Consider the following 23,913-nt stretch of genomic DNA (forward strand, 5'->3'; position numbering starts at 1 on the left):
CGCTTAGAACAGCGAGCCCTGCTCGGGCGGCTTCCTCGCGCCGCGTCGTGGGCCGGGCGCGCTGCCTTCGGGATGCACCTTCACCCGCCCGTCGTGGAACTCGAGTTCCAGCGAGGCTGCCTTGCCCGCGACCGCTGCCGAGGTGACCAGCCCATCAGGGCCGCGCACGATGGCAAAGCCACGACGCAGGGTTTCGGTATGACCCAAGGTCTGGCGCAGGCGGTCGAGGGCTTCCAGCTGGCCCCGCCGCTCGGCCGTCAGCCGGAGAGCAAGGGCGGCGAGGCGGCGCGTGGCCTCCTGCGCCCGCACCCGCCCCTCGGTCTGCTCGCGCCGGATCTTCGCCTGCGCGCGGTCCAGCCGCGTGGTCAGGGCAGAAAGACGTTCCGCCACCTTGATGGTTGCGCGCTTACCCGCGCTGTCCAACCGGGGCTGCATGTCCTCTAGCCGCCGCGCTGCCTGCGCCTGCAACATCCGCACCGCGCCCGCACGGACCACGGGCAGCGCCGAGCGCCTGCGCTGCTGATCCCGAAGGCGCTCCTGCTCCAGTGCGCGCCCTGCCCGTTCCACGCCCGCGCGGCGGTCGGCCATGAAGCCGCGCAGAGCGAACAGTGGCAGGTGCAGCGCCTCGATGCTGCGGCGGCGGTCGCGGGTGAAAGCGCGCAGCACGGGCTCCAGCCGTGGGCCAGTGAGGTCCAGCCGCTGCCGCGCCGGGTCCGTCAGCGCCTGCGGGCGGCCCAAGCCGCGTCCCAGATCGCCCAGCCGCTGGGTGGAACGGTCCAGCCGAGCGCGCGTGCCGCGCAGCAGCCGCGCCTGCAGTTCCGACAGCCGCGCGGACAGATCGGCCAGCACCGGCACCGCCATCTCGGCCGCCGCCGTGGGCGTGGGCGCGCGCAGGTCGGCGGCATGGTCGATCAGCGTCGTGTCGGTTTCGTGCCCCACGGCCGAGATCAGCGGGATCGTCCCGGCCGCCACCGCACGGACCACCGCCTCGTCGTTGAAGCCCCACAGGTCCTCGACCGAGCCGCCGCCACGCGCCACGATGATGAGGTCGGGGCGCGGCACCGGCCCGCCGGGCCGGATTGCGTTCAGGCGCGTGATCGCGTCCGCTACCTGCGGCGCACAGGCGGTTCCCTGCACGGCCACCGGCCAGATCAGCACGCGGCTGGGGAAGCGGTCGCGCAGCCGGTGCAGGATGTCGCGGATCACCGCGCCGGTGGGCGAGGTCACGACCGCGATCACGCCCGGCAGGTAAGGGATCGGCCGCTTGGCAGAGGCGTCGAACAGCCCCTCGGCCGCCAGCGCCTTCCGCCGCTGCTCCAGCATCGCCATCAGCGCGCCGAGGCCCGCGGGTTCCACCTGCTCGACGATCAGCTGGTACTTGGACTGGTTGGCGAAGGTGGTCAGGCGTCCGGTGACGATGATCTCCATCCCCTCCTCGGGGCGGTGCGCCAGGCGGGCGGCCTGCATCTTCCAGCAGACGGCGGCCATGCAGGCGTTGTCGTCCTTGAGGTCGAAGTAGAGATGCCCCGAACCGGGCCGCGACACGCGCCCGACCTCGCCCCGCACGCGGACGCGGCCGAACTCGCCCTCGATCACGCGCTTCACGGCGCCCGAGATTTCAGAAACGGTCAGGGGCGGGGCGTTGCTGCCGGCCTCGGCGCCGGGCGCGTCGTCTTCGAAGAGGTCCATGGGGGATAGATGGACCGGTCGGGCTGCGGGGGCAAGCGCCCGACCGGGGTGCTGCCCATGAATGGGCCCCTGCCGCATTCATCCCGGGGTGTTTGCTCAAGGAAGAAACCCCGCCCGCGTCTTGTCCGAACCGGAGCTTTCGGCCACAAGCACGCGCAAGAATGGAGGGCTTGCGCATGAACATCCTGATCCTCGGTGGCGGCGGACGCGAACATGCGCTGGCCTGGGCCATCCGGCAGAACCCGAAATGCGACCGGCTGATCGTCGCGCCGGGAAACGCGGGGATCGCCGCCGTCGCCCGCTGCGCCGAGTTGGCGATCGAGGATGGCGCGGCGGTGGTCGCCTTCTGCGAGGAACACGCGATCGATCTGGTGGTGATCGGCCCCGAGGCGCCGCTGGCCGCGGGCGTGGCGGATGCGTTGCGCGCGGCGGGGATCGCGGCCTTCGGGCCGTCGCAGGCAGCGGCGCGGCTGGAAGCGTCCAAGTCCTTCACCAAGGAAATCTGCGACGCCTGCGGAGCGCCGACCGCCGCCTGGGCGCGCTTCGACGAGGCTGAGGGCGCGCGTGACTACATCCGCCGCATGGGTGCGCCCATTGTCGTCAAGGCGGATGGGCTGGCGGCCGGCAAGGGCGTCACCGTCGCCATGACCGAGGCCGAGGCGCTGGGGGCCATTGATGCGGCCTTCGGCGGCGCCTTTGGCGCGGCGGGCGCCGAGGTGGTGATCGAAGAATACATGGAAGGCGAGGAGGCGAGCTTCTTCGTCCTCGTGGACGGCACGGCCTGCCTGCCCATCGGCACCGCGCAGGACCACAAGCGCGTGGGCGAGGGCGACAGCGGCCCGAACACCGGCGGCATGGGCGCCTATTCCCCTGCCCCGATCCTGACCGAGGACCTGCAGGCCCGCGTCATGGCCGAGATCATCCAGCCCACCGTCGAGGAAATGGCGCGGCGCGGAACGCCCTTCCAGGGCGTTCTTTATGCCGGACTGATGATCCGGGACGGGCGCGCGCGGCTGGTGGAATACAACGTCCGCTTCGGTGACCCCGAATGCCAGGTGCTGATGATGCGGCTGGGCGCGCAGGCGCTGGACCTGATCCAGGCCTGCGCCGAGTCGCGGCTGGACAGCGTCAGCGTGAACTGGGCCGACGATCACGCGCTGACCGTGGTGCTGGCCGCGCAGGGCTATCCGGGCGACTATGCCAAGAGGACGGCGATCCGGCTGCCGCAAGACCTGGCCGAAAGCTCGTCCGCCATGATCTTCCATGCGGGCACGGCGGAACGCGAGGGGCGGCTGGTCTCGGCCGGCGGGCGGGTGCTGAACGCGACCGGCCGGGGGGCCAGGCTGGCCGAGGCGCGCGACCGCGCCTATGCGCTGGCCGAGGCGGTGGACTGGCCCGAGGGCTTCTTCCGCCGCGATATCGGCTGGCGGGCGCTGTAACGACAAGGAGCGCGTGATCGTCACGCGCCCCTTCTTTCGGGTCAGAGGATGCGCCGCTCAGACCGCGGCGTACATTCCTTCATAGATCGGCTGCAGCGTTTCCAGCTCGAACAGCGAAGACACCGAGGTCCCGTTCCAGGTGGACATGATCGCCTGCGCAAACAGCGGCGCGGTTGGCACGATACGGATGTTGCGGGCGTTCTTCACCGCCTCGGGCTGGGCGATCGAATCGGTGACGACCAGCGACTTCATGATCGAGTTCTCGATCCGGCCCACCGCCGGTCCGGACAGGACGCCATGGGTGATATAGGCGTGGACCTCGGTCGCGCCGTGGTCCGCCAGCAGTTGCGCGGCCTTCACCAGCGTCCCCGCCGTGTCGCAGATGTCGTCCACGATGATGCAGGTCTTGCCCGAAACATCGCCGATCACCGTCATCTCGGCGATCTCACCCGCCTTCTCGCGCCGCTTGTCGACGATCGCCAAGGGCGCGTCGATCCGGGCCGCGATCTCGCGCGCGCGGGCCACGCCGCCCACGTCGGGCGAGACGATCATCAGGTCGTCCATGCGGCCCTTGAAGTGGTGCATGATGTCCAACGAGAAGATCGGCGCGGCGTAGAGGTTGTCCACCGGAATGTCGAAGAACCCCTGGATCTGGGTCGCGTGCAGGTCCAGCGTCAGGACGCGGTCCACCCCGGCCTCGGTCAGCAGGTTCGCCACCAGCTTGGCGCTGATCGGCGTGCGGGCCTTGGCGCGGCGGTCCTGGCGGGCATAGCCGAAATAGGGGATCACCGCCGTGATCCGGTTGGCCGAGCTGCGCCGCAGCGCGTCGGCCATGATCAGCAGTTCCATCAGGTTGTCGTTGGCCGGGTTCGACGTCGACTGGATGATGTACATGTCCTCGCCGCGGACGTTCTCATACACCTCGACGAAGATTTCCTGGTCGTTGAAGCGTTCGACCCGCGCGTTCACCAGGTCCACGTTCATGCCGCGGTGCATCGACATCCGCCGTGCGATTCCGGTGGCCAGCGGACGATTCGCGTTCCCCGCGATCAGCTTGGGTTCGGTCATTGCAGGCATGGGAGTCCTTGGTCGCTAGGGTCGCCCGGCCGGGATTCGCCGGATTGCGGCCCGATTAGCACCGCGATAGCGTCCGGGTAAACCGCAGGAGGACCGGAACGTGGCGCAGATCGACTATTACCTCAGCACGATCAGCCCTTGGGCCTATCTCGCGGGCGACCGGCTGGAGCGCATCGCCGCGCGCCACGGGGCGAGCGTCACCTATCGCCCCATCGACGCCATGCAGCTTTTCGACCGCACCGGGGGCACGCGCCCGCAGAACCGCCACCCCGCGCGCATGGACTACCGTCGGCAGGAGCTGACCCGCTGGTCCGAACACCTGGGCCTGCCGATCCGGATCGACGTCCCGATGACGAACCCCGCCCCGGCGGCCTATGCGATCATCGCCGCGCAGGAGGCAGGGGGCGACGTGGCCGGGTTGGTGCGGGCGATCCTGTCCGCGCGCTTTGCCGAGGGACGCGACATCGCCGAGGACGAGGTGATCCGCGCGGCGCTGTCGCAGGCGGGCTTCGATCCGGGCCTTGCCGACCGCGGGCTGTTCGTGGGCGCCGAAACCTATGCCCGCAACCTCGAACGGGCAGTCGAGGCCGGCGTCTTCGGCGTTCCCTTCTATCACGTCTTGGACTCGGACCAGCGGTTCTGGGGCCAGGACCGGTTGGACTTTCTGGACCGGCACCTGGCCACGCTGTGAGCGCGGTTCATGTCCGGCACTGGCCGGGCGATCCCTCGCGCCCGGCGGTGGCGATCCATTGCATGATGGGCAGCGGGCGGGCCTTCGATCCCATGGCGCGACGGCTTGGCGGCAAGGTGGACCTGACCGCCTTCGACCTGCCCTCGCACGGGCGCAGCGAGGCGTGGCGTCCTGCCGGGGGTGAGGACTACCACACAACCGTTACCCGCATCGCGGAAGGGCTGCTGGGCACGGGGCCCGTGGACCTGATCGGCCATTCGCTCGGGGGCACGGTCGCCCTGCGGCTGGCGGTGGCCGCGCCGCAGCGGGTCCGCTCGGTGACGCTGATCGAGCCGGTGCTGTTCGCTGCCTCCCGCTCGGGCCATGCGCTGGACAACGAGCTTGCCGCCCTCGCCGCTGCCGGAGAGATGGAGGCCGCCGCGCGGCTGTTCCTGAGTGTCTGGGGGGCACCCGGCGGGTTCAAGGCGCTGCCGTGTAGTCTGCAGCAGGCGGCGGTCGAACTGATGCCCTTGGTGCTTGAAACGGACGCCGCGCTCAGCGCCGATGTCCACGGCATCCTGCGGCCGGGGGGGCTTGAGGCCGTGGCTGCCCCGACCCTGCTGATCGCAGGGGCGGAATCGCCCGCGGTCATGGACGAGATCCTCGACACGCTGGCGGCACGCCTGCCGAATGCGCAGCGGGCAACGGTGCCGCGCGCGGGGCATATGGTCCCCGTAACCCATCCCACCGAGGTGACGGCGCTGGTGGCCGGGCACCTCGGCCGCAGGTGAGGTTCAATCGAGGGCGAAGTCGTCCACGTGGTCGGCCGGGCCGATGGCCAGCCAGTCGGCGCGGACCCGCGCGACCCGCGTGTCAGCCCAGGTGCGGAAGACGAGCGTAAAGCCGCCGGCGGTCACGTCCTCGGCGGCGATATCCACACGCTGGTTTGCCGCCACCGAGATGTCCCACATCGACAGACCCACATGAACCACGGGCGGGCCCCGAAAGGGCGTGGCGAAGCTGACCGGGACCCGCTCGACCCTCGGGCCCGTGCCGGTCCACATCGGCCCGTTGTCCTCGAAGGCCGAGAACAGGAAGGCGCGGCCCTGTTGCACGCCGACGGCAGTATGGCTGAAGCGCAGCATCCGTCCCCCTTGGGCAGGTTCTTTCAACCCGCCGCATCCATGGGACTTAAACAACAACACCCCGCCCGACGGAACGGGCGAGGTGCCTAACTTTTTGTCGGTCTGACCAGGCCGGAGTTATTCCGGAACGGTCGACTGGTTGGGGTCCAGCCCGATGTGGGTTCCCAGCGCGTGCATGTCGCCCAGCATCTTGGCCGAGGCGGCAACCACCTCGTCCCCGACCGACTCGCGCCGCGCCTCGACGCCACGATGCGCGCGCTGCGCGTCGCGCATCATCTCGTTGTAGACCTCCTGCGTGATCTCGGCGCGGGCGTGGCCCCGCTCGGCCAGCAGGCTGACCGACTCGCCGTTGATCTCGGCGAAGCCGCCGGTCACGGCGAACTCGGTCGCGGTGCCCTGCGCGTCCACCACCGTGACGATCCCCGGCCGAAGCGTGACGATCGTCGCGGCGTGACCGGGCATCGCCGTCAGGTCGCCGTCGGTGCCCGGCAGGCGAACCTCGCGCACGGGAACGGAGACAAGTCTCCGTTCCGGCGAGACGAGGTCGAACTGCATCGTGTCGGCCATGTCGCCCCCTTACGCCGCGTCAGCGGCGAGGCGCTGCGCCTTGGCTTTCACGTCCTCGATGCCGCCGACCATGTAGAAGGCCGCTTCCGGCAGGTGGTCGTATTCGCCGGCCACGACCGCCTTGAACGAGCGGATCGTGTCTTCCAGCGGAACCTGCACGCCGTCCGAGCCGGTGAAGACCTTGGCCACGTCGAAGGGCTGCGACAGGAAGCGCTGGATCTTCCGGGCACGGGCCACCGTCAGCTTGTCCTCTTCCGACAGTTCGTCCATCCCGAGGATGGCGATGATGTCCTGAAGCGACTTGTACTTCTGCAGGATGCCCTGAACGTCACGGGCGACCTGATAGTGCTCTTCGCCGACCACGGCCGGGTCGAGGATCCGGCTGTTCGAGTCGAGCGGGTCCACGGCCGGATAGATCCCCAGTTCCGAGATGGCGCGCGACAGAACGGTCGTGGCGTCGAGGTGGGCAAAGGTCGTCGCGGGCGCCGGGTCGGTGAGGTCATCGGCCGGAACGTAGACGGCCTGGATCGAGGTGATCGAGCCCTTCTTGGTCGAGGTGATGCGTTCCTGCATTGCGCCCATGTCCGTCGCCAGCGTCGGCTGGTAGCCCACGGCCGAGGGGATGCGGCCCAGAAGCGCCGACACTTCCGAACCCGCTTGGGTGAAGCGGAAGATGTTGTCCACGAAGAACAGCACGTCCGTGCCGGTCGCGTCGCGGAACTGTTCCGCCACGGTCAGGCCGGTCAGGGCAACGCGCATCCGCGCGCCCGGAGGCTCGTTCATCTGGCCATAGACCAGAGCCACCTGCGACTCGGCCAGGTTGTCCGGCTTGATGACGCCCGATTCCACCATCTCGTGGTAAAGGTCGTTGCCTTCACGGGTCCGCTCGCCCACGCCCGCGAACACGGAATAGCCCGAGTGCACCTTGGCGATGTTGTTGATCAGTTCCATGATCAGAACGGTCTTGCCCACGCCGGCGCCGCCGAACAGGCCGATCTTGCCGCCCTTGGAATAGGGGGCCAGCAGGTCGATGACCTTGATGCCGGTGACGAGGATTTCCGAGCTGGTCGCCTGCGCGGCGAAGTCCGGCGCGGGCTGGTGGATCGCGCGGGTCTCGGTCGAATGGACCGGGCCGCGCTCGTCCACGGGTTCGCCCACGACGTTCAGGATGCGCCCCAGGGTGGCCTCGCCCACGGGAACCGAGATCGGCCCCCCGGTGTCGGTCACGGCGGCGCCGCGGACCAGGCCCTCGGTCGCGTCCATGGCGATGGTGCGGACGGTGTTCTCGCCCAGGTGCTGGGCGACTTCCAGAACCAGCTTGCGGCCGTTGTTCTCGGTTTCTAGCGCGTTCAGGATCGCCGGCAGGTGATCGTCGAACTGGACGTCCACGACCGGGCCGATGACCTGGGTGATCTTGCCCTTGGCGCCGGCGCGCGACGGTTCGTCGGCCAGGATGTTGCGGGCTTCAGCCTCTGCCATCTTCTTACCTCTTTATTTCCGTCAGAGCGCTTCGGCGCCCGCGATGATTTCGATGAGTTCGGTGGTGATCGCCGCCTGACGCGAGCGGTTGAACTGCGTCGTCAGCCTGTCGATCATCTCGCCCGCGTTGCGCGTCGCATTGTCCATGGCGGTCATCCGCGCGCCCTGCTCGGAGGCCGCGTTTTCCAGCAGCGACGCGAAGACCTGCGTGGTGATGGACCGCGGCAGCAGCTCGGACAGGATCGCTTCCTCGCCGGGCTCGTAGTCGTAGAGGGCCGAGGCGCTGTCGCCGCCCTGCCCCTCCTCGACCACTGCCGGGATGATCTGGCGCGCGGTCGGGACCTGGCTGATGACGGATTCGAAGCGGCTGTAGAAGAGCGTGGCCACGTCGAAGTCGCCGCCGTCGAAGCGTTCGAGGATCTCGCGCGCGATGTCGCGGGCGTTCTCGTAGCCGATGCGCTTGACCTCGGACAGATCGACGTGATGCACGAAGAACTGGCCCATGTCGCGGCGCAGCTGCTCGCGGGCCTTCTTGCCCACGGTCATGATGGCGACCTGCTTGCCCTGGCCCAGCAGCTCCTCGGCATGCTGGCGCGCCAGCTTGACGATCGAGCTGTTGAAGCCGCCCGCAAGGCCACGTTCCGACGTCAGCACCACCAGCAGGTGGCGCCGGTCCTCACCCGTGCCGGCCAGAAGGCGCGGTGCGCCTTCCGACCCGGCTGCCGCGGCGGTCAGGCCGGCCATGACGGCCGACATGCGCTCGGCATAGGGACGCGCGGCTTCCGCCGCGTCCTGCGCGCGGCGCAGCTTCGCGGCGGCGACCATCTGCATCGCCTTGGTGATCTTCCGCGTGTTCTTGACGCTTCCGATCCGGTTCTTGAGAGCCTTGAGGCTGGGCATCTGTCCCCTCTCCTCAGGCGTAGGTCTTGGCGTAGGCGTCCAGGACCGACTTCAGCCGAGCTTCCGCGTCACCCTTGATCTTCGGGTCTTCGCGGGTCAGCCAGTCGAGGACGTCCGCGTGCTGGTTGCGCAGGAACGAGATCAGACCCTCTTCCCAACGGCCGACCTCGCGCACCGGGATGTCGTCCAGGTAGCCCTTGGTGCCGGCATAGATGACGGCGACGATCTCGGCGTTGGTCAGCGGCGAGTACTGCGGCTGCTTCATCAGCTCGGTCAGGCGCGCGCCGCGGTTCAGCAGCTTCTGCGTCGCCGCGTCGAGGTCCGAGCCGAACTGCGCGAAGGCCGCCATCTCGCGGTACTGCGCCAGTTCCAGCTTCACCGGACCGGCGACCGACTTCATCGCGTTGGTCTGTGCGGCCGAGCCCACGCGCGACACCGACAGACCGGTGTTCACGGCCGGGCGGATGCCTTGGAAGAACAGGTCGGTTTCCAGGAAGATCTGGCCGTCGGTGATCGAGATCACGTTGGTCGGGATGTAGGCCGACACGTCGCCCGCCTGCGTCTCGATGATCGGCAGGGCGGTCAGCGAGCCCGCGCCGAAGTCCTCGTTCAGCTTGGCCGAACGCTCCAGCAGGCGCGAGTGCAGGTAGAACACGTCGCCCGGATAGGCTTCGCGCCCCGGCGGACGGCGCAGCAGCAGCGACATCTGGCGATAGGCCACGGCCTGCTTGGACAGGTCGTCATAGATGATCAGCGCGTCCATGCCGTTGTCGCGGAAGTATTCCGCCATCGCGGTCGCGGCATAGGGGGCCAGGTACTGCATCGGAGCGGGTTCCGACGCGGTCGCGGCGATCACGGTGGTGTAGGCCATCGCGCCGGTTTCTTCCAGCTTCTTGACCAGCTGGGCGACGGTCGAGCGCTTCTGGCCGATGGCGACATAGAAGCAGTGCAGCGTCTTCATGCCGTCCGCTTCGCGGCCGTTGTAGTTGCGCTGGTTCAGGATGGTGTCCATCGCGATCGCCGACTTGCCGGTCTGGCGGTCGCCGATGATCAGCTCGCGCTGGCCGCGGCCGACGGGGATCATGGCGTCAACGGACTTGAGGCCGGTCGCCATCGGCTCGTGCACCGACTTGCGCGGCATGATGCCGGGGGCCTTGACGTCGGCCACGCGGCGCTCGGTCGCGTCGATCGGGCCCTTGCCGTCGATGGGGTTGCCCAGCGCGTCCACGACACGGCCCAGCAGGCCGCGGCCCACCGGCACGTCCACGATGGACCGGGTGCGCTTGACGGTGTCGCCTTCCTTGATCGAGCGGTCGTCGCCGAAGATCACGACGCCGACGTTGTCGGTTTCAAGGTTCAGCACCATGCCCCGGATGCCGCCGGGGAATTCCACCATCTCGCCGGCCTGCACCTTGTCCAGGCCGTGAACGCGCGCGATGCCGTCGCCCACCGACAGCACCTGGCCGACCTCGGCCACCTCGGCGTCCTGACCGAAATTCTTGATCTGATCCTTGAGGATCGCCGAAATCTCGGCAGCCTGGATTCCCATTATCCGACCTCTTTCATGACATTCTGGAGAGAAGCGAGCTTCGAGCGGATCGAGCTGTCGATCATCTGCGAGCCCAGCTTGACGATCATTCCGCCGATGAGGCTTTCATCGACGCGGGTGTTCAGTTTCACGGTCCGGCCGGATTTCTGCGCCAGCGTCTCGGTCAGGCGGCGCTGCTGTTCCTCGGACAACGGGGCAGCGGCGATGACGTCGGCGGTGACCTCGCCGCGCTCGTCGGCGATCAGCTCGCCCAGGCGCTCGACCAGTTGCGGCAGGGTGAACAGGCGGCGGTTCTGCGCCATCAGACGCAGCGTGTTGGTCATGATGGCCGACAGGCCCATCCGCCCGGCAATGGCCACGATGGCCGATTCCTGGTCCTCGCGCGAATACAGGGGCGAGCCGATCAGGGTGCGCAGGTCGGCGCTGTCGTTCAGCGTCGTGCGCAGGCTCTCGACCTCGGTGGAGAGACGGTCGAGGGCGCCTTCCTCCTTGACCAGGTCGAACACGGCTTGCGCATAACGGCCGGCGATGTTTGCGGAAATCGAAGCGGTATTGGCCACGGACACCCCTTTGGTTTGCGCCAAACCCCGCGGGCGGGCCGCCCTTGGGGCGGTCAGTCACGGGGCGCGGACAACGGCAGGGCAGGCCTGTGGACGGCGCGCCCCTGAATCTGGCGCGTCTCTAACAGCAGTCGCCCTCTGCGCGCAACAGGTCGCAGGGCTAAAATGACACCGCCACCCGCCGAACTGTCCCGCATATGGGAGACCGGCTTGGGGGGAGCAAGGATGCGGTGCGGGCCGCGCCCAAGGGCGTGTCAGCGCGTCTCAAGCAGCCTGGCGCAATGCCGGTTCCCTTACGACGGAAAAATCGCTGGCTGCGAGCCGCTACCTTCCCGGGATGTTCATGCCTGCCCTGCCCTGTCCGCCCGACGGATGCGGCGCCGGCCGCACCAGGGGCCGTGGCTTGCGGATGCCACCCAGCACCTCAAGCGGGCTGGGCACCAGGATCTTCTGCGCGGGCCCGATCATGGCGGGGACCTGCTTGGCGAATTCGGCGATCACCACGCCCGCGATCAGGACGGATGCGATGCGGCTGCCCGTCCGTTCCCACATCTGGGCGCTTTTCAGCCAGAAGCGCCGGTCCGAGGGAGGGATGTAGACCGCCGCCCCCATCGCCTCGGTCACGAAGCCTGCGGCCCGCGCCTGCGCCTCGAGCTGGCCGCGCGTATAGCTGCGCCCGATGCCGAAGGGCGTGGCCTCGCTTTGCGCCCAAAGCCCGGCGCGGTTCGGCACCATCACCATCAGACGCCCGCCGGGGCCGAGGACGCGCCAGCATTCCGACAGCACCGCATCGGCGTGGTCCGCCGTTTCCAGCCCGTGCAGCACGATCAGGCGGTCCACGCTGCCGGTTTCCAGCGGCCAGGCGGTTTCCTCGCACAGGACGCTGTGGTTCGGCGCGCCCGCGGGCCAGGGCATCACCCCCTGTCGTGCGGGCATCAGCGCCGTCACCCGCCGCGCCCGCGCCAGGTAGGGCCGCAGCATCGGCACCGCGAAGCCATAGCCCGCGACGGTCATGCCCGAGGTCCGCTCGGGCGGCCACATTGCCGTCAGCCGGTCGCGCAGGATGCGCTGAACCACCCGGCCCAGCGCGCGTTGGTAATAGAAGCTGCGCAGGTCGAGGACGTCATGATGCATGGCGCCATCAGGGCCCCGCGCCGCCCCGCCGTCAAGCCGGTGCCCCCGGTTTGCCAAGCCGCACGGCCGCGCCTAACCTCGGCCCCACAAGGAGAACATCATGGCCGAACTGGTGACGATCCGCTGCCTGAACGACAACTATGCCTATCTTGTCCACGACCGGGGCTGCACGGTGCTGATCGACGCGCCCGAAGCGGGGCCCGTCCTTTCCGAACTGCGGGGCCGGGGCTGGAGCCTCGATGTCATTCTGCTGACCCATCACCATGACGATCATATCCAGGCCGTGCCCGAGATCGTGGCCGCGACCGGCGCCCAGGTCTGGGGGAACATGGCCGACACAAGCCGCCTGCCCCCGCTGGACCGCGCACTGGAAACGGGCGAATGGACCGAGGTCTGCGGCCAGTCGCTGAATGTCATCGACGTGCCGGGTCACACGGTCGGCCACGTGGCCTTCCATATGCCCGACGCGGGTCTGGTCTTCACCGCCGACAGCCTGATGGCCATAGGCTGCGGGCGGCTGTTCGAGGGGACGGCCGCGCAGATGTGGTCCTCGCTGTCGAAGCTGGCGGCCTTGCCGGACGAGACCCTGGTCTGCTCGGGCCACGATTATGCGCGCGGGAACGGCGCCTTTGCGGTGTCCGTCGACCCGGGGAACGAGGCGCTGCGGGCCCGGCTGGACGCCACGCTTGCGGGCGACCGCCCGGCCTCGCCCGCGACGCTTGGGGATGAGAAGGCCACCAATCCCTTCCTGCGCGCGGCCGAACTGGCGCAACCGGACGAGTCCCCGCTGGACAGCTTCACGCGGCTGCGCGCGGCCAAGGACTCGTTCCGGGGATGACGGGTGCTTGAAAGCATGGTGCGTCGTGATCACATCTGTCTCAACCGGAAGCCTATCGGCCGCGTCTGCCCAACAAATCCCTTGCGCCGCGCCGAAATGCACCAATTCTTAATCGTATCGTGACAGTCTGGTCAGGTGGGACCCTCACGGGGCCCAGACCGCCAGTCGACTGACAGGAGCAGTGCCGTGCCGTCCTTCTCGACCACCCTGGAACAGGCGATCCATTCCGCCTTGTCGCTGGCCAACCGCCACCGCCATGAACTCGCCACGCTTGAACATCTTCTTCTGGCCCTGACCGATGAACCCGATGCGGTGCGCGTCATGCGCGCCTGCAACGTCGATCTGAACGAATTGCGGCGGATGCTGACCGAGTTCATCGACGACGACCTTTCCACCCTGATCACCGACGTGGACGGGTCCGAGGCGGTGCCCACCGCCGCCTTCCAGCGCGTCATCCAGCGCGCCGCGATCCATGTCCAAAGCTCGGGCCGCAGCGAGGTCACGGGCGCCAACGTGCTGGTCGCCATCTTTGCCGAGCGGGAATCCAATGCCGCGTTCTTCCTGCAGGAACTCGACATGACCCGCTACGACGCGGTGAACTTCATCGCCCATGGGGTGGCGAAGAACCCCTCGTTTTCGGAATCGCGCCCGGTCAAGGGTGCCGAGGCCGAGCAGTCCCAGACCGAGGAACGGCAGGGCAAGGAGGATTCGGCCTTGGCCAAGTATTGCGTGGACCTGAACGCCAAGGCCTCGCAGGGCGACGTCGATCCGCTGATCGGCCGCGCCGACGAGGTCGAGCGCTGCATCCAGGTGCTCTGCCGCCGCCGCAAGAACAACCCGCTGCTGGTGGGCGACCCGGGCGTGGGCAAGACCGCCATCGCAGAAGGGCTGGCGCTGAAGATCACGCGCGGAGAGACGCCGGACGTGCTGGCGGGCGCCACGATCTTCTCGCTGGACATGGGCGCGCTGCTGGCGGGCACCCGTTATCGCGGCGACTTCGAGGAACGGCTGAAGGCCGTCGTGAAGGAGCTTGAGGAGCATCCCGACGCGATCCTCTTCATCGACGAGATCCATACGGTGATCGGCGCGGGGGCGACCTCGGGCGGCGCGATGGACGCGTCGAACCTGCTCAAGCCCGCGCTGTCGGGCGGCAAGCTGCGCTGCATGGGGTCAACGACCTACAAGGAGTTCCGCCAGCACTTCGAGAAGGACCGGGCGCTGTCCCGCCGCTTCCAGAAGATCGACGTGAACGAGCCTTCGGTGCCGGATGCGATCAAGATCCTGATGGGCCTCAAGCCCTCGTTCGAGAAGCATCACGAGCTGCGCTATACCTCTGAGGCGATCAAGACCGCGGTGGAACTGGCTTCGCGCTACATCAACGACCGCAAGCTGCCGGACTCGGCAATCGACGTGATCGACGAGGCGGGGGCGGCCCAGCATGTGGTGGCCGAAAGCCGCCGCAAGAAGGTGATCTCGCCCAAGGAGATCGAGGCGGTCGTCGCCAAGATCGCCCGCATTCCCCCGAAAAGCGTCAGCAAGGACGACGCCGAGGTGCTGCGCGACTTGGAGAAGACGCTCAAGCGGCTGGTCTTCGGGCAGGATAGCGCCATCGAGGCGCTGGCCTCCTCGATCAAGCTGGCCCGTGCCGGGTTGCGTGAACCGGAGAAGCCTATCGGCAACTACCTGTTCGCGGGGCCGACCGGCGTCGGCAAGACCGAGGTTGCCAAGCAGCTGGCCAACACCCTGGGCGTCGAACTGCTGCGCTTCGACATGTCGGAATACATGGAGAAGCACGCGGTGTCCCGCCTGATCGGCGCGCCTCCGGGCTATGTCGGCTTCGACCAGGGCGGGCTTCTGACCGACGGCGTGGACCAGCATCCGCATTGCGTGCTGCTGCTGGACGAGATCGAGAAGGCGCACCCCGATGTCTACAACATCCTGCTGCAGGTGATGGACCACGGGAAGCTGACCGACCACAACGGCCGTCAGGTGGACTTCCGCAACGTGATCCTGATCATGACCTCGAACGCGGGTGCCGCCGACCAGGCCCGCGCGGCCATCGGCTTCGGCCGCGACCGCCGCGAGGGCGAGGACAAGGAAGCGATCGAGCGCACCTTCACGCCCGAGTTCCGCAACCGGCTTGACGCGGTGATCAGTTTCGCGCCGCTCTCGCGCGAGGTGATCGTGCAGGTGGTCGAGAAGTTCATCCTGCAGCTGGAAGCCCAGCTCATGGACCGCAACGTCCATATCGAGCTGACCTCCGAGGCTGCGAACTGGCTGGCGGAAAAGGGCTACGACAACCGGATGGGCGCGCGACCGCTTGCCCGCGTCATCCAGGAGACGATCAAGAAGCCCTTGGCCGAGGAACTTCTGTTCGGCCGCCTGATCAAGGGCGGGATCGTCAAGGTCCGCATCGAGGACGACAAGCCGGTCTTCGACATCGAGGGCCCCGGTACGCCGCGGCTGGGCAAGGACCGCACGCCGCTTCTGACGGCCGAGTAAGGCCCGCGACCTTGAAAGGCGCCCTTTGGGGCGCCTTTCTTCATGCTTCCACGGCCAGAGCGCTCCCCGCTTCCCGCGCCCCGCGCCTTCGTCATCCGGCTGTCATGATCCTGTCACCTGTTCATGCTTCAAGGCCTGTCTGATCATCGGAAAGGGACTGGAACATGGTAACGAGCCTCGATCTGCGCGCATTCGATGAGGCGCTCGACGAGGACGTCGAACTGGAACTCGAGGATACGGCGCTGCCCCTGCAGATCGCGGCAGCCTATCGCGAGATGCATCCCAACCCGCTTCCCAAGAAGATCTATTTCCACGAGCTGCTGCGCCTTCAGGCCGAGTTGATCAAGCTGCAGAGCTGGGTCGCCCATCACAGGGAAAAGGTCGTCGTCATCTTCGAGGGCCGCGATTCGGCCGGCAAGGGCGGCGTCATCAAGCGCATCACCCAGCGCCTGAACCCCCGCGTCGTGCGCACCGTGGCCCTGCCCGCGCCCTCGGACCGCGAAAAGACCCAGTGGTATTTCCAGCGCTATGTCCCGCACCTGCCCGCGGGCGGCGAGATCGTGCTGTTCGACCGCAGCTGGTACAACCGCGCGGGCGTTGAACGCGTGATGGGCTTCGCCACCGAGGACGAGGTCGAGCAGTTCTTCCGCGACGTCCCCGAATTCGAGCGGATGCTGGTCCGCTCGGGCATCCGGCTGGTGAAATACTGGTTCTCGATCACCGACGTTGAACAGCAGATGCGCTTCCTCATGCGCATCCACGATCCCCTGAAGCAGTGGAAGCTGTCGCCGATGGACCTGCAGTCCCGCGTCCGCTGGGAGGCCTATACCAAGGCCAAGGAGGACATGTTCGAACGCACCTCGATCCCCGAGGCCCCCTGGTATATCGTTCCGGGCAACGACAAGAAGCGGGCGCGGCTGAACTGCATCAGCCATCTTCTGAGCCTCATCCCCTATACCGAGGTCGAATACGACCCGATCACCCTGCCCGAGCGCGTCTTCAACCCGGACTATGAGCGCGACGTCCTGCCGCGCGACCTTTTTGTTCCCGAACGCTACTGAAAGCACCCCGATGCCCAAAGCCTACTGGATCGCCCATGTCACCGTCGATGACCCCGAGGCCTACGGCGCCTATCGCGAGGCCAATGCCGCCGCCTTCGGGAAATACGGCGCCCGCTTCCTTGTCCGGGGCGGCGACCAGCAGGTGATGGAGGGCACGCTTCGCCCCCGCGCCGTGGTGATCGAGTTCCCCTCGCGCGAGGCGGCCGAGGCCTGTTACCACAGCCCCGAGTATCAGGCCGCGCTGGCGCTGCGGCAGCCCGCCGGCACTGCCGACCTGGCCATCGTCGACGGCTGGGATCAGCCGGATCGCGCCGATGGAAGCAACTGATCTTCTTTAACTTGCGCAGGCTGGAAAGGGCACTGATAATAAAGCCATGTTCCGTAGCCTGCTGCCCCGCCTGCTGGGAGACGATCCTCCCGAAACCACGCTGTCGCATGATGACGCGGAGGTTGCGATCGCCGCGTTGATGGTGCGGATCGCGCGCGCCGACAATCATTACGGCAAGGACGAGCGGACGCATATCGACGCGCTGCTGGCCCGCCGCCGCAGCCTGTCTGCGGCGGATGCGGCCGACCGCCGCGCCGCGGCCGAGATGATCGAGGCCGAGGCACCCGACACCGTGCGCTTCACCCGCGCCATCAAGGACCGCATCGCGCTGGAAGAACGGGCCGAGATCATCGGCGCCCTGTGGGAGATCGCGCTGGCCGACGGCACACGCAGCGCCGACGAGGACGCGATGATCCGGCTGGTCGCCAGCCTTCTGGGCGTCAGCGACGTGGAAAGCGCGCAGCAGCGCCAGCAGGTCGCCGGCGCCGCCTCGGGGCGCTGAGCGCGCCTGACGTTCCGACATCCCCGTTGCAATCCAGCCCGGATTCACGCCAGATGCGCAGGCCATGACAGCGCAAGCCCTTCGATCCCGCCTGCCCGCCGACGACGCGGCGCCCGCCCCGGTCATCCAGATCCGCGGGCTGCACAAGGCCTATGGTCCGCTGCAGGTGCTCAAGGGCGTGGACATGACGGCGCCGCGCGGCCATGTCGTCACGCTGATCGGCTCGTCCGGCTCGGGGAAGTCCACGCTGCTGCGCTGCTGCAACCTGCTGGAAATCAGCCAGGCGGGCGAGATCGTGATCGAGGGCGAGCCCGTCCGCTGGACCGGCGCCGGCCCCGACCGCCAGCCCGCCGATCGCGCGCAGGTCCGCCGCCTTCGCACCAACCTGTCCATGGTGTTCCAGCAGTTCAACCTGTGGTCCCACATGACCATCCTGCAGAACGTCATGGAGGCGCCCGTGACCGTGCTGGGCCAGCCCGCGGGACAGGTCGAGGCGCGCGCCCGCAAGCTCTTGGACAAGGTCGGCATCGGCGACAAGGCCGACGCCTGGCCCGCGCAGCTTTCGGGTGGTCAGCAGCAGCGCGCCGCCATTGCCCGCGCGCTCTGCATGGAGCCTCGGGCGCTTCTCTTCGACGAACCCACCAGCGCGCTCGACCCCGAGCTGCAGCAGGAGGTCGTGAAGGTCATCAAGGATCTCGCGGCCGAGCACCGGACCATGATCCTCGTCACCCACGACATGCGGCTGGCGGCCGATGTCAGCGACCACGTGGTGTTCCTGCACCAGGGCCGGATCGAGGAGGAAGGCCCGCCCGACCAGATTTTCCGCGCCCCCCGGACCGACCGGCTGCGCCAATTCCTCAGCGCCACGATGAGCGCCTGAGACATAACCGACGGGAGACCACCATGAAGAACCTGCTGATCGCCGCCGCCGTGCTGGCCCTGAGCGCGGGCGCAAGCCTGGCCGAGCCGCTGCGGATGGGCACCGAGGGCGCCTATCCTCCCTACAACTTCGTCAACGAGAAGGGCGAGGTGGACGGCTTCGAGATCGAGCTGGGCAACGAGCTGTGCAAGCGCATCCAGGCGGAGTGCACCTGGGTCCGCAACGACTGGGATTCGATCATCCCGAACCTCGTCAGCGGCAACTACGACACGATCATGGCGGGGATGAACATCACCGACGAACGCCGCAAGTCCATTGCCTTCTCGGACGCCTACACGCCGCCCCCGCCCTCGGCCTATGTGGCGCTGACGCCCGACGCCGACGTGAAGGGCATCGTGGCCGCGCAGACCAACACCATCCAGGCGGGCTATGTGGCTGAATCCGGCGCAACCCTGGTCGAGTTCGCCACCGGCGAGGAAGCCATCGCCGCCGTCCGCAACGGCGAGGCCGACGCCGTCTTCGCCGACCGCGACTTCCTCGTGCCCTTCGAGCGCGATTCCGAGGATCTCGTCTGGGTCGACGGCCAGGATCGCGTCGTCGTGGGCGAGGGCCTGGGCATCGGGATGCGCCAGTCGGACACCGAACTGAAGGCCCGCTTCGACAAGGCCATCGCCGACATGAAGGCCGACGGTTCGCTGGACGCGCTGATCGTCAAGTGGCTGGGCGCCGAGGCCAAGACCTTCGCTGGCATGGCCGCCGAGGGCGGTGCCGCCACCGACGCGGCTGCCGCGCCTGCCGCCGCCTCGAACTGACCCTCTGAAAGGGGCCGCCGTCCCGGTGCGGGCGGCGGCCTGACCCTACCATGTTCGCCATGTGCGCCGACCCCAAGGCCCTTGAAGGGCTCGCCTGGATGCTGTGCTACCTCACCTCGGGGACGCACATGCTGTTCTATGCGTCCTTCGGCACGGTGCTGGGGCTGCTGGCGGTGACCGCGCCTGCGGCGCTGCTGCTGGGCTTCCTGGGGGCGCTGGCCGCGCGTTCGCCCGTGGCGCCGCTGCGCTGGATCGGGCGGACCTATGCCGCCATCGTGCGCGGCGTGCCGGACGTGGTCTTCTTCCTTTTCGTGCCCATCGCGCTGGACCAGGGGATCGAGTGGCTGCGCTCGCGCGTCCTTTGCGACCCCTCGGTCCCGGTGCGGCAGGGCAACGAGTTCGTGGTCTGCGCCGCCGCCAAGATGCCCTTGTCCACCAGTCCCGAATGGGTGCACGACCTTTACGGCATCGCGCTGGCCGTGGCGGCCTTTGCCTTTGTCTTCGGCGCTTTCGCAGCCAATGTCCTTTACGGGGCGATGGGTGCGGTGCCGCGCGCCCAGCTTGAAACGGCCGAGGCCTACGGCATGACCCCGCGCCAGATCGACCGGCGCATCCTGATCCCGCAGATGTGGACCTATGCCCTGCCCGGCCTGTCGAATCTGTGGATGATCCTCATCAAGGCGACGCCCCTTCTGTTCCTGCTGGGGGTCGAGGACATCGTCTACTGGGCGCGCGAACTCGGCGGGTCCAAGACAACAACCTATGCCTATCCGCATGGCGACTGGCGCGTGTGGTACTTCCTGGCGCTGCTGGTCTTCTATCTCGGCATGACCTGGATCTCGCAGCGGCTGATCGACCGGCTGGCGGGCCGCCTGTCGCGCGGACAGGCGACCATGGCGGGCGAGGCCATGCGCAAGGCGGGCACCACCGCATGAACGAGTGCCTGCAAACCATCGCGGATTACGGCCTGCGCTCGATCGGGATCGGCGAGCGGCTGCTGCCGCGGACCGACTTCACGCTGTGCCAGCAGTTCGTGCTGATCGGCTCGGGACTGATCTGGAACCTTTACTTCGTCATCCTGTCGCTGGCTTTCGGCTTCGTTCTGGCGAACGGGCTGGCGCTGGCCAAGGCCAGCCGCAACCCGTGGCTCCGCCGCCCGGCCGATGGCTTCATTTTCGTCTTCCGGGGCAGCCCGCTCTTCATCCAGTTCTTCCTGGCCTATTCGGCGCTGGTTCTGCTGCCGCGCGAAGGCGTGCAGTTGCTCGGCCTGACCCTGCCGACCGGCTGGCTGACCCGCGCCTGGGCGGGCGCGCTGATCGTCCTGACCCTGAACACCGCCGCCTATTCGGCCGAGATCTTCCACGGCGCGCTGAGGAACGTACCCAAGGGCGACCTGGAAGCCGCCGACGCCTATGGCCTGACCGGCTGGAAGCGGTTCCGCCGCATCGTCTGGCCGACGATGATGCGGCTGGCCTGGCCCGCCTATACCAACGAGGCGATCTTCCTGTTCCACGCCACGACGCTGGTCTTCTTTTCGGCCTTTCCAGCGATCCAGCAGATGGGCGACAGCCTCTATTACGCCAGCTACTTCGCCGACAAGACCTTCAACCCCTTCGTGGCCTATCCCATCGTGGCGGGCTACTTCATCCTTCTGACCCTGTGCCTGATCGGGCTTTTCGGGGTCGTCAACCGGCGGCTGAACCGCCATCTGCCGGGCGCGGCCAAGCGGCTGCGCTATCGGCCCAATCTTTTCAGGTGACATCATGGACTGGCTGAGGGAACACCCTGAAGTCAAGACGATCCGCGTGGCCGCATCGGACCTGAACGGGGTCGCGCGCGGCAAGCGCGTGCCCGCCCGCTTTGCCGACAAGCTGCTGACGGAGGGGACCAAGTTCCCTTATTCCGTTCTCAACATGGACATTTGGGGCGAGGACGTCGAGGACAGCCCCCTTGTCTTCCAGGCCGGCGACCCGGACGGGCTTCTGATGCCGACCGAGCGGGGCTTCATGCCGATGCCTTGGCTGGACGCGCCCACGGGCCTGCTGCCCTTGTGGATGTTCCACCCCGACGGGCGCCCTTATGACGGCTGCCCGCGGCAGGCGCTCGCCCGCGTCATGGACCGCTACAAGGCGGCCGGACTGACGCCCGTGGTGGCGACCGAGCTGGAATTCTTCCTGATCGACGACAGCAAGTTCGGCGAATTGCAGGTGCCGCCCTCGCCCCGGTCGGGCAAGCGGCGGACGGGGGCGGAAACCCTGTCCCTGCGCGCGCTCGACGCCTTCGACCGCTTCTTCACGCAGCTTTACGACGGCTGCGAGGCGATGGACATTCCCGCCGACACCGCGATCTCGGAAGCCGCGCCGGGGCAGTTCGAGATCAACCTGATGCACCAGCCCGATCCGCTGAAGGCGGCGGACGACGCCTGGCTGTTCAAGATGCTGGTCAAGGGCATCGCCCGGCGCTTCGGCTTCGCCGGGTCCTTCATGGCCAAGCCCTATGACGTGTTCAACGGCAACGGGATGCACATGCATTTCTCGATCCTGGACGCCGAGGGAAACAACATCTTCGACGACGGGACCGAGGCCGGATCACCCATGCTGCGCCATGCCGTCGCAGGCTGCCTGCGGGCCATGCCGGGATCCACCCTGCTGTTCGCGCCGCATGAGAACAGCTATGACCGGCTGGTCCCGAATGCCCATGCCCCGACCGGCATCGGCTGGGCCTACGAGAACCGGACCTCTGCGATCCGCATCCCGTCCTCGCATCACAAGGCGCGGCGGATCGAACATCGGACGCCCGGCGGCGACGTGAACCCCTATCTGACCGTCGCTGCGATCCTGGGCGCGGCGCTGAACGGGATCGAGGACCGGCTGGACTGCCCGGCACCGATCACGGGCAACGCCTATGACCATGACCTGCAGCAGTTGCCGGGAACCTGGGCCGGGGCCATCGACTGCTTCGAGAAATGCCCCGACATCCGGCGCATCTTCCCGCAGCACCTGATCGAGAACCTGCTGATGACCAAGCGGCAGGAGTTGCACTACATGGCCGAGCTGTCGGACGCCGAGACGATCGAGCTGTATCTGGACACGGTCTGACGCGCACCGGGCGGGCCGCTACAGCGGCCCTTCGACCAGCCGCAGCGCCCCGTCCGGCAGGGGGCGCTGCAAGGCGCGGGCCCGCTCGAAGGGGGCGGTCAGCCATGCGTCCCATTCCTCGGGGGTGGTCAGGATCACCGGCATGGCCTTGGGATGGATCGCGCCCACCTCGGCGTTCGGCGGGCAGGTAAGGAAGGCGTAAAGATCATCGGTGGTCTCGCCGTCCTTCACCTTGCGCACCGACCGCCAGCCGCGCACCTCGAGCCCCGCGAAGAACATGGGCGCGTCCTCGTCCGCTGGCGCGAACCACTGGTTGCCGCCCTTCGTGCGCTCGGCGAAGGAGGTGAGCGGAACAAGGCAGCGGTGCGCGGGCCCCAGCCAGGGCCGCCAGTGGGGCGAGCCGGTGTTGCGCACGTTGGTCACGCCCGGATCGCGTTCCGTCTTGAGGACCGAAGGCGGGGATGGCAGTCCCCAGCGCGCCAGGGCCAGTTCCAGCCCCTCGTCCCCATGGCGCAGGATGGGCGCACGCTGGTCGGGATAGACCTGCCCGCCTTCAAGGTTGCCCGCGTTGTTCTGAAAGGACTGGTCGGGGAAAAGCTGGCGAATGGCGTCCACCGCCCGCGTGTGGCTGTAAAGATTGCACAAGATGGTCGTCCTTTCGCCCTGCGCCCGAGGCCGTGCCCCGTGCCAACGCACGACTGCCGCCTTGGATGCACGAAGGCGCCCTGCGGCTCCCCTGCGGAATGACGAAGCCGCGGCGCGATGACGCCGCGGCTCGTTCTGCATGAAACCCTGCGGGCGCGGAGCCTGCGGAAGGGATCACTCGCGGCCTTCGCCGCCTTCCATCTGCTCGCCCTCGCCCTGGTCGGCCTGCTGGTTGGCGCGCTCGGCGATCTGGGTCAGCAGCTCGTCGGTGCGCTTTTCCTCCTCCAGCGTTTCCTCGAGCAGGCGGGCGGCATCTTCCATGCCGAGCTGCTGGGCCCAGGTGCGCAGGGTGCCGTAGCGGGCGATCTCGTAATGCTCCATCGCCTGGGCGCCGGCGATCAGGACGGCATCGGCGGCCTCGCTGTCCTTGAACTCCTCGAGATGGTCCTCAAGCTCGGCGTTCAGGCCCTGGATGCTTTCGCAGATCTTGCCGCGCGCCGCCTTGCCGATGATCTCGAAGACCTGCTGAAGACGCTCGATCTGCCCTTCGCTTTCCTGCGCGTGCTGTTCCAGCGCCTGGCGCAACTCGTCGTTCTGCGCGGCCTTGGCCGCCTTCTTCAGCGCGCGGACCGAGGTGCGCTCGGCATAAAGGACGTCCTTGAGGCCGTTGTTGAACGCATCCTCGAGGGTTTTCTGAGTCGCCATGAGAAGCTCCTGTCTGTGTTGGTCGGCCCATGGCCGGTCCGCGGCGGGCCCCGGCCAGGCTGCGAGAGGTAAGTTCCTGACCCGCTCTCGGGTGCCGCGGCTTGTGACTAAAAAATGATAAGGTCGACAGGCGTGCCGGATCGAACGTCCCCCGCCTGTCGTTCGACCCGGAACCACGCATGAGGCATCGGGAAGATGATCAACACGCGAACGCATGGCATCATGGACGACGCACCCGGCGCGCTGCTTCCTGTCGCGCCCTGTCCTTTCGGCCTCGCTACCGGCAGGATCGAGCAATCGCGGCCGACGACCTGCCGCAACCCTGCAGGGATG

The 23,913-nt window shown here is 67.9% G+C and carries 24 protein-coding genes; 13 read left to right on the forward strand and 11 right to left on the reverse strand.

What is annotated here, in order from left to right; translation table 11 throughout:
- Positions 1-3: 3 nt before the first annotated feature.
- The gene (xseA, locus tag BLQ03_RS08165; protein ID WP_090754697.1) at positions 4-1,689 is read right to left on the reverse strand and encodes an exodeoxyribonuclease VII large subunit; all 1,686 of its coding nucleotides are present in this window, start codon (positions 1,687-1,689) and stop codon (positions 4-6) included.
- A gap of 176 nt (positions 1,690-1,865) precedes the next feature.
- Between xseA and purD the strand changes: the two genes are divergently transcribed.
- Positions 1,866-3,128 carry a phosphoribosylamine--glycine ligase gene (gene purD, locus BLQ03_RS08170; protein ID WP_090754860.1) on the forward strand — a complete coding sequence of 421 codons (1,263 nt, stop codon included), beginning with the start codon at positions 1,866-1,868 and terminating at the stop codon, positions 3,126-3,128.
- Between the two features lie 57 nt (positions 3,129-3,185).
- Here the strand turns inward: purD and BLQ03_RS08175 are convergent, their stop codons facing one another.
- On the reverse strand, positions 3,186-4,205 hold the full coding sequence (locus tag BLQ03_RS08175) for a ribose-phosphate pyrophosphokinase (RefSeq protein ID WP_090754699.1): 1,020 nt from the start codon (positions 4,203-4,205) through the stop codon (positions 3,186-3,188).
- Between the two features lie 100 nt (positions 4,206-4,305).
- Here BLQ03_RS08175 and BLQ03_RS08180 point away from each other — a divergent pair, with 100 nt between their 5' ends.
- A complete protein-coding gene (locus tag BLQ03_RS08180) occupies positions 4,306-4,896 on the forward strand; it encodes a 2-hydroxychromene-2-carboxylate isomerase (protein ID WP_090754701.1) in 591 nt (196 codons plus the stop codon).
- Entirely contained in the window at positions 4,893-5,666 is a 774-nt protein-coding gene (locus BLQ03_RS08185; protein ID WP_090754703.1) for an alpha/beta fold hydrolase, read from the forward strand. The genes BLQ03_RS08180 and BLQ03_RS08185 overlap by 4 nt, the downstream gene beginning before the upstream one ends.
- Before the next feature lie 3 nt (positions 5,667-5,669).
- Here the strand turns inward: BLQ03_RS08185 and BLQ03_RS08190 are convergent, their stop codons facing one another.
- The 7 genes from BLQ03_RS08190 to BLQ03_RS08220 all read right to left on the reverse strand — a co-directional run bounded on the left by BLQ03_RS08190 (position 5,670) and on the right by BLQ03_RS08220 (position 12,209).
- Positions 5,670-6,020 (reverse strand): H-type lectin domain-containing protein, encoded by a 351-nt coding sequence (locus BLQ03_RS08190; RefSeq protein ID WP_090754705.1) that lies wholly within the window; start codon positions 6,018-6,020, stop codon positions 5,670-5,672.
- Positions 6,021-6,137: 117 nt separating this feature from the next.
- Positions 6,138-6,587, reverse strand: coding sequence for a F0F1 ATP synthase subunit epsilon (locus BLQ03_RS08195; protein ID WP_090754707.1), 450 nt, complete (start codon positions 6,585-6,587; stop codon positions 6,138-6,140).
- A gap of 9 nt (positions 6,588-6,596) precedes the next feature.
- Entirely contained in the window at positions 6,597-8,066 is a 1,470-nt protein-coding gene (atpD, locus tag BLQ03_RS08200; protein WP_090754709.1) for a F0F1 ATP synthase subunit beta, read from the reverse strand.
- 21 nt (positions 8,067-8,087) lie between these two features.
- Complete coding sequence (locus BLQ03_RS08205) at positions 8,088-8,966, reverse strand: F0F1 ATP synthase subunit gamma (protein WP_090754711.1); 879 nt, start codon at positions 8,964-8,966, stop codon at positions 8,088-8,090.
- A gap of 13 nt (positions 8,967-8,979) precedes the next feature.
- Positions 8,980-10,515, reverse strand: coding sequence for a F0F1 ATP synthase subunit alpha (gene atpA / locus BLQ03_RS08210; RefSeq protein ID WP_090754713.1), 1,536 nt, complete (start codon positions 10,513-10,515; stop codon positions 8,980-8,982).
- Complete coding sequence (locus BLQ03_RS08215; protein ID WP_175558797.1) at positions 10,515-11,075, reverse strand: F0F1 ATP synthase subunit delta; 561 nt, start codon at positions 11,073-11,075, stop codon at positions 10,515-10,517. Before BLQ03_RS08215 ends, atpA begins: the two co-directional genes overlap by 1 nt.
- Before the next feature lie 324 nt (positions 11,076-11,399).
- Positions 11,400-12,209 (reverse strand): methyltransferase domain-containing protein, encoded by an 810-nt coding sequence (locus BLQ03_RS08220; protein ID WP_090754716.1) that lies wholly within the window; start codon positions 12,207-12,209, stop codon positions 11,400-11,402.
- 97 nt (positions 12,210-12,306) lie between these two features.
- Here BLQ03_RS08220 and gloB point away from each other — a divergent pair, with 97 nt between their 5' ends.
- The 10 genes from gloB to BLQ03_RS08270 all read left to right on the forward strand — a co-directional run bounded on the left by gloB (position 12,307) and on the right by BLQ03_RS08270 (position 22,230).
- Positions 12,307-13,047 (forward strand): hydroxyacylglutathione hydrolase, encoded by a 741-nt coding sequence (gene gloB, locus BLQ03_RS08225; protein ID WP_090754718.1) that lies wholly within the window; start codon positions 12,307-12,309, stop codon positions 13,045-13,047.
- 186 nt (positions 13,048-13,233) lie between these two features.
- On the forward strand, positions 13,234-15,549 hold the full coding sequence (clpA, locus tag BLQ03_RS08230) for an ATP-dependent Clp protease ATP-binding subunit ClpA (RefSeq protein WP_090754720.1): 2,316 nt from the start codon (positions 13,234-13,236) through the stop codon (positions 15,547-15,549).
- Between the two features lie 164 nt (positions 15,550-15,713).
- Complete coding sequence (gene ppk2 / locus BLQ03_RS08235) at positions 15,714-16,610, forward strand: polyphosphate kinase 2 (protein WP_090754721.1); 897 nt, start codon at positions 15,714-15,716, stop codon at positions 16,608-16,610.
- Between the two features lie 10 nt (positions 16,611-16,620).
- Positions 16,621-16,938: a DUF1330 domain-containing protein gene (locus tag BLQ03_RS08240; protein WP_090754724.1), complete on the forward strand. Its 318-nt coding sequence runs from the start codon at positions 16,621-16,623 to the stop codon at positions 16,936-16,938.
- Positions 16,939-16,984: 46 nt separating this feature from the next.
- Positions 16,985-17,440: a tellurite resistance TerB family protein gene (locus BLQ03_RS08245; protein WP_090754726.1), complete on the forward strand. Its 456-nt coding sequence runs from the start codon at positions 16,985-16,987 to the stop codon at positions 17,438-17,440.
- Positions 17,441-17,504: 64 nt separating this feature from the next.
- Entirely contained in the window at positions 17,505-18,320 is an 816-nt protein-coding gene (locus tag BLQ03_RS08250; protein ID WP_090754728.1) for an ABC transporter ATP-binding protein, read from the forward strand.
- A 23-nt stretch (positions 18,321-18,343) separates the two neighbouring features.
- Entirely contained in the window at positions 18,344-19,132 is a 789-nt protein-coding gene (locus tag BLQ03_RS08255) for a transporter substrate-binding domain-containing protein (RefSeq protein ID WP_090754730.1), read from the forward strand.
- Positions 19,133-19,182: 50 nt separating this feature from the next.
- A complete protein-coding gene (locus BLQ03_RS08260; protein ID WP_090754731.1) occupies positions 19,183-20,067 on the forward strand; it encodes an ABC transporter permease subunit in 885 nt (294 codons plus the stop codon).
- Positions 20,064-20,891: an ABC transporter permease gene (locus BLQ03_RS08265; protein WP_090754733.1), complete on the forward strand. Its 828-nt coding sequence runs from the start codon at positions 20,064-20,066 to the stop codon at positions 20,889-20,891. Before BLQ03_RS08260 ends, BLQ03_RS08265 begins: the two co-directional genes overlap by 4 nt.
- Before the next feature lie 4 nt (positions 20,892-20,895).
- A complete protein-coding gene (locus BLQ03_RS08270; RefSeq protein WP_090754735.1) occupies positions 20,896-22,230 on the forward strand; it encodes a glutamine synthetase family protein in 1,335 nt (444 codons plus the stop codon).
- 18 nt (positions 22,231-22,248) lie between these two features.
- Here BLQ03_RS08270 and BLQ03_RS08275 read toward each other — a convergent pair whose 3' ends face one another.
- Positions 22,249-22,875, reverse strand: coding sequence for an SOS response-associated peptidase (locus BLQ03_RS08275; RefSeq protein WP_175558798.1), 627 nt, complete (start codon positions 22,873-22,875; stop codon positions 22,249-22,251).
- Between the two features lie 174 nt (positions 22,876-23,049).
- The gene (locus BLQ03_RS08280) at positions 23,050-23,580 is read right to left on the reverse strand and encodes a YciE/YciF ferroxidase family protein (protein WP_090754739.1); all 531 of its coding nucleotides are present in this window, start codon (positions 23,578-23,580) and stop codon (positions 23,050-23,052) included.
- Positions 23,581-23,913 lie beyond the last annotated feature (333 nt).

Source organism: Paracoccus chinensis, assembly GCF_900102885.1.
GTDB lineage: Bacteria > Pseudomonadota > Alphaproteobacteria > Rhodobacterales > Rhodobacteraceae > Paracoccus > Paracoccus chinensis.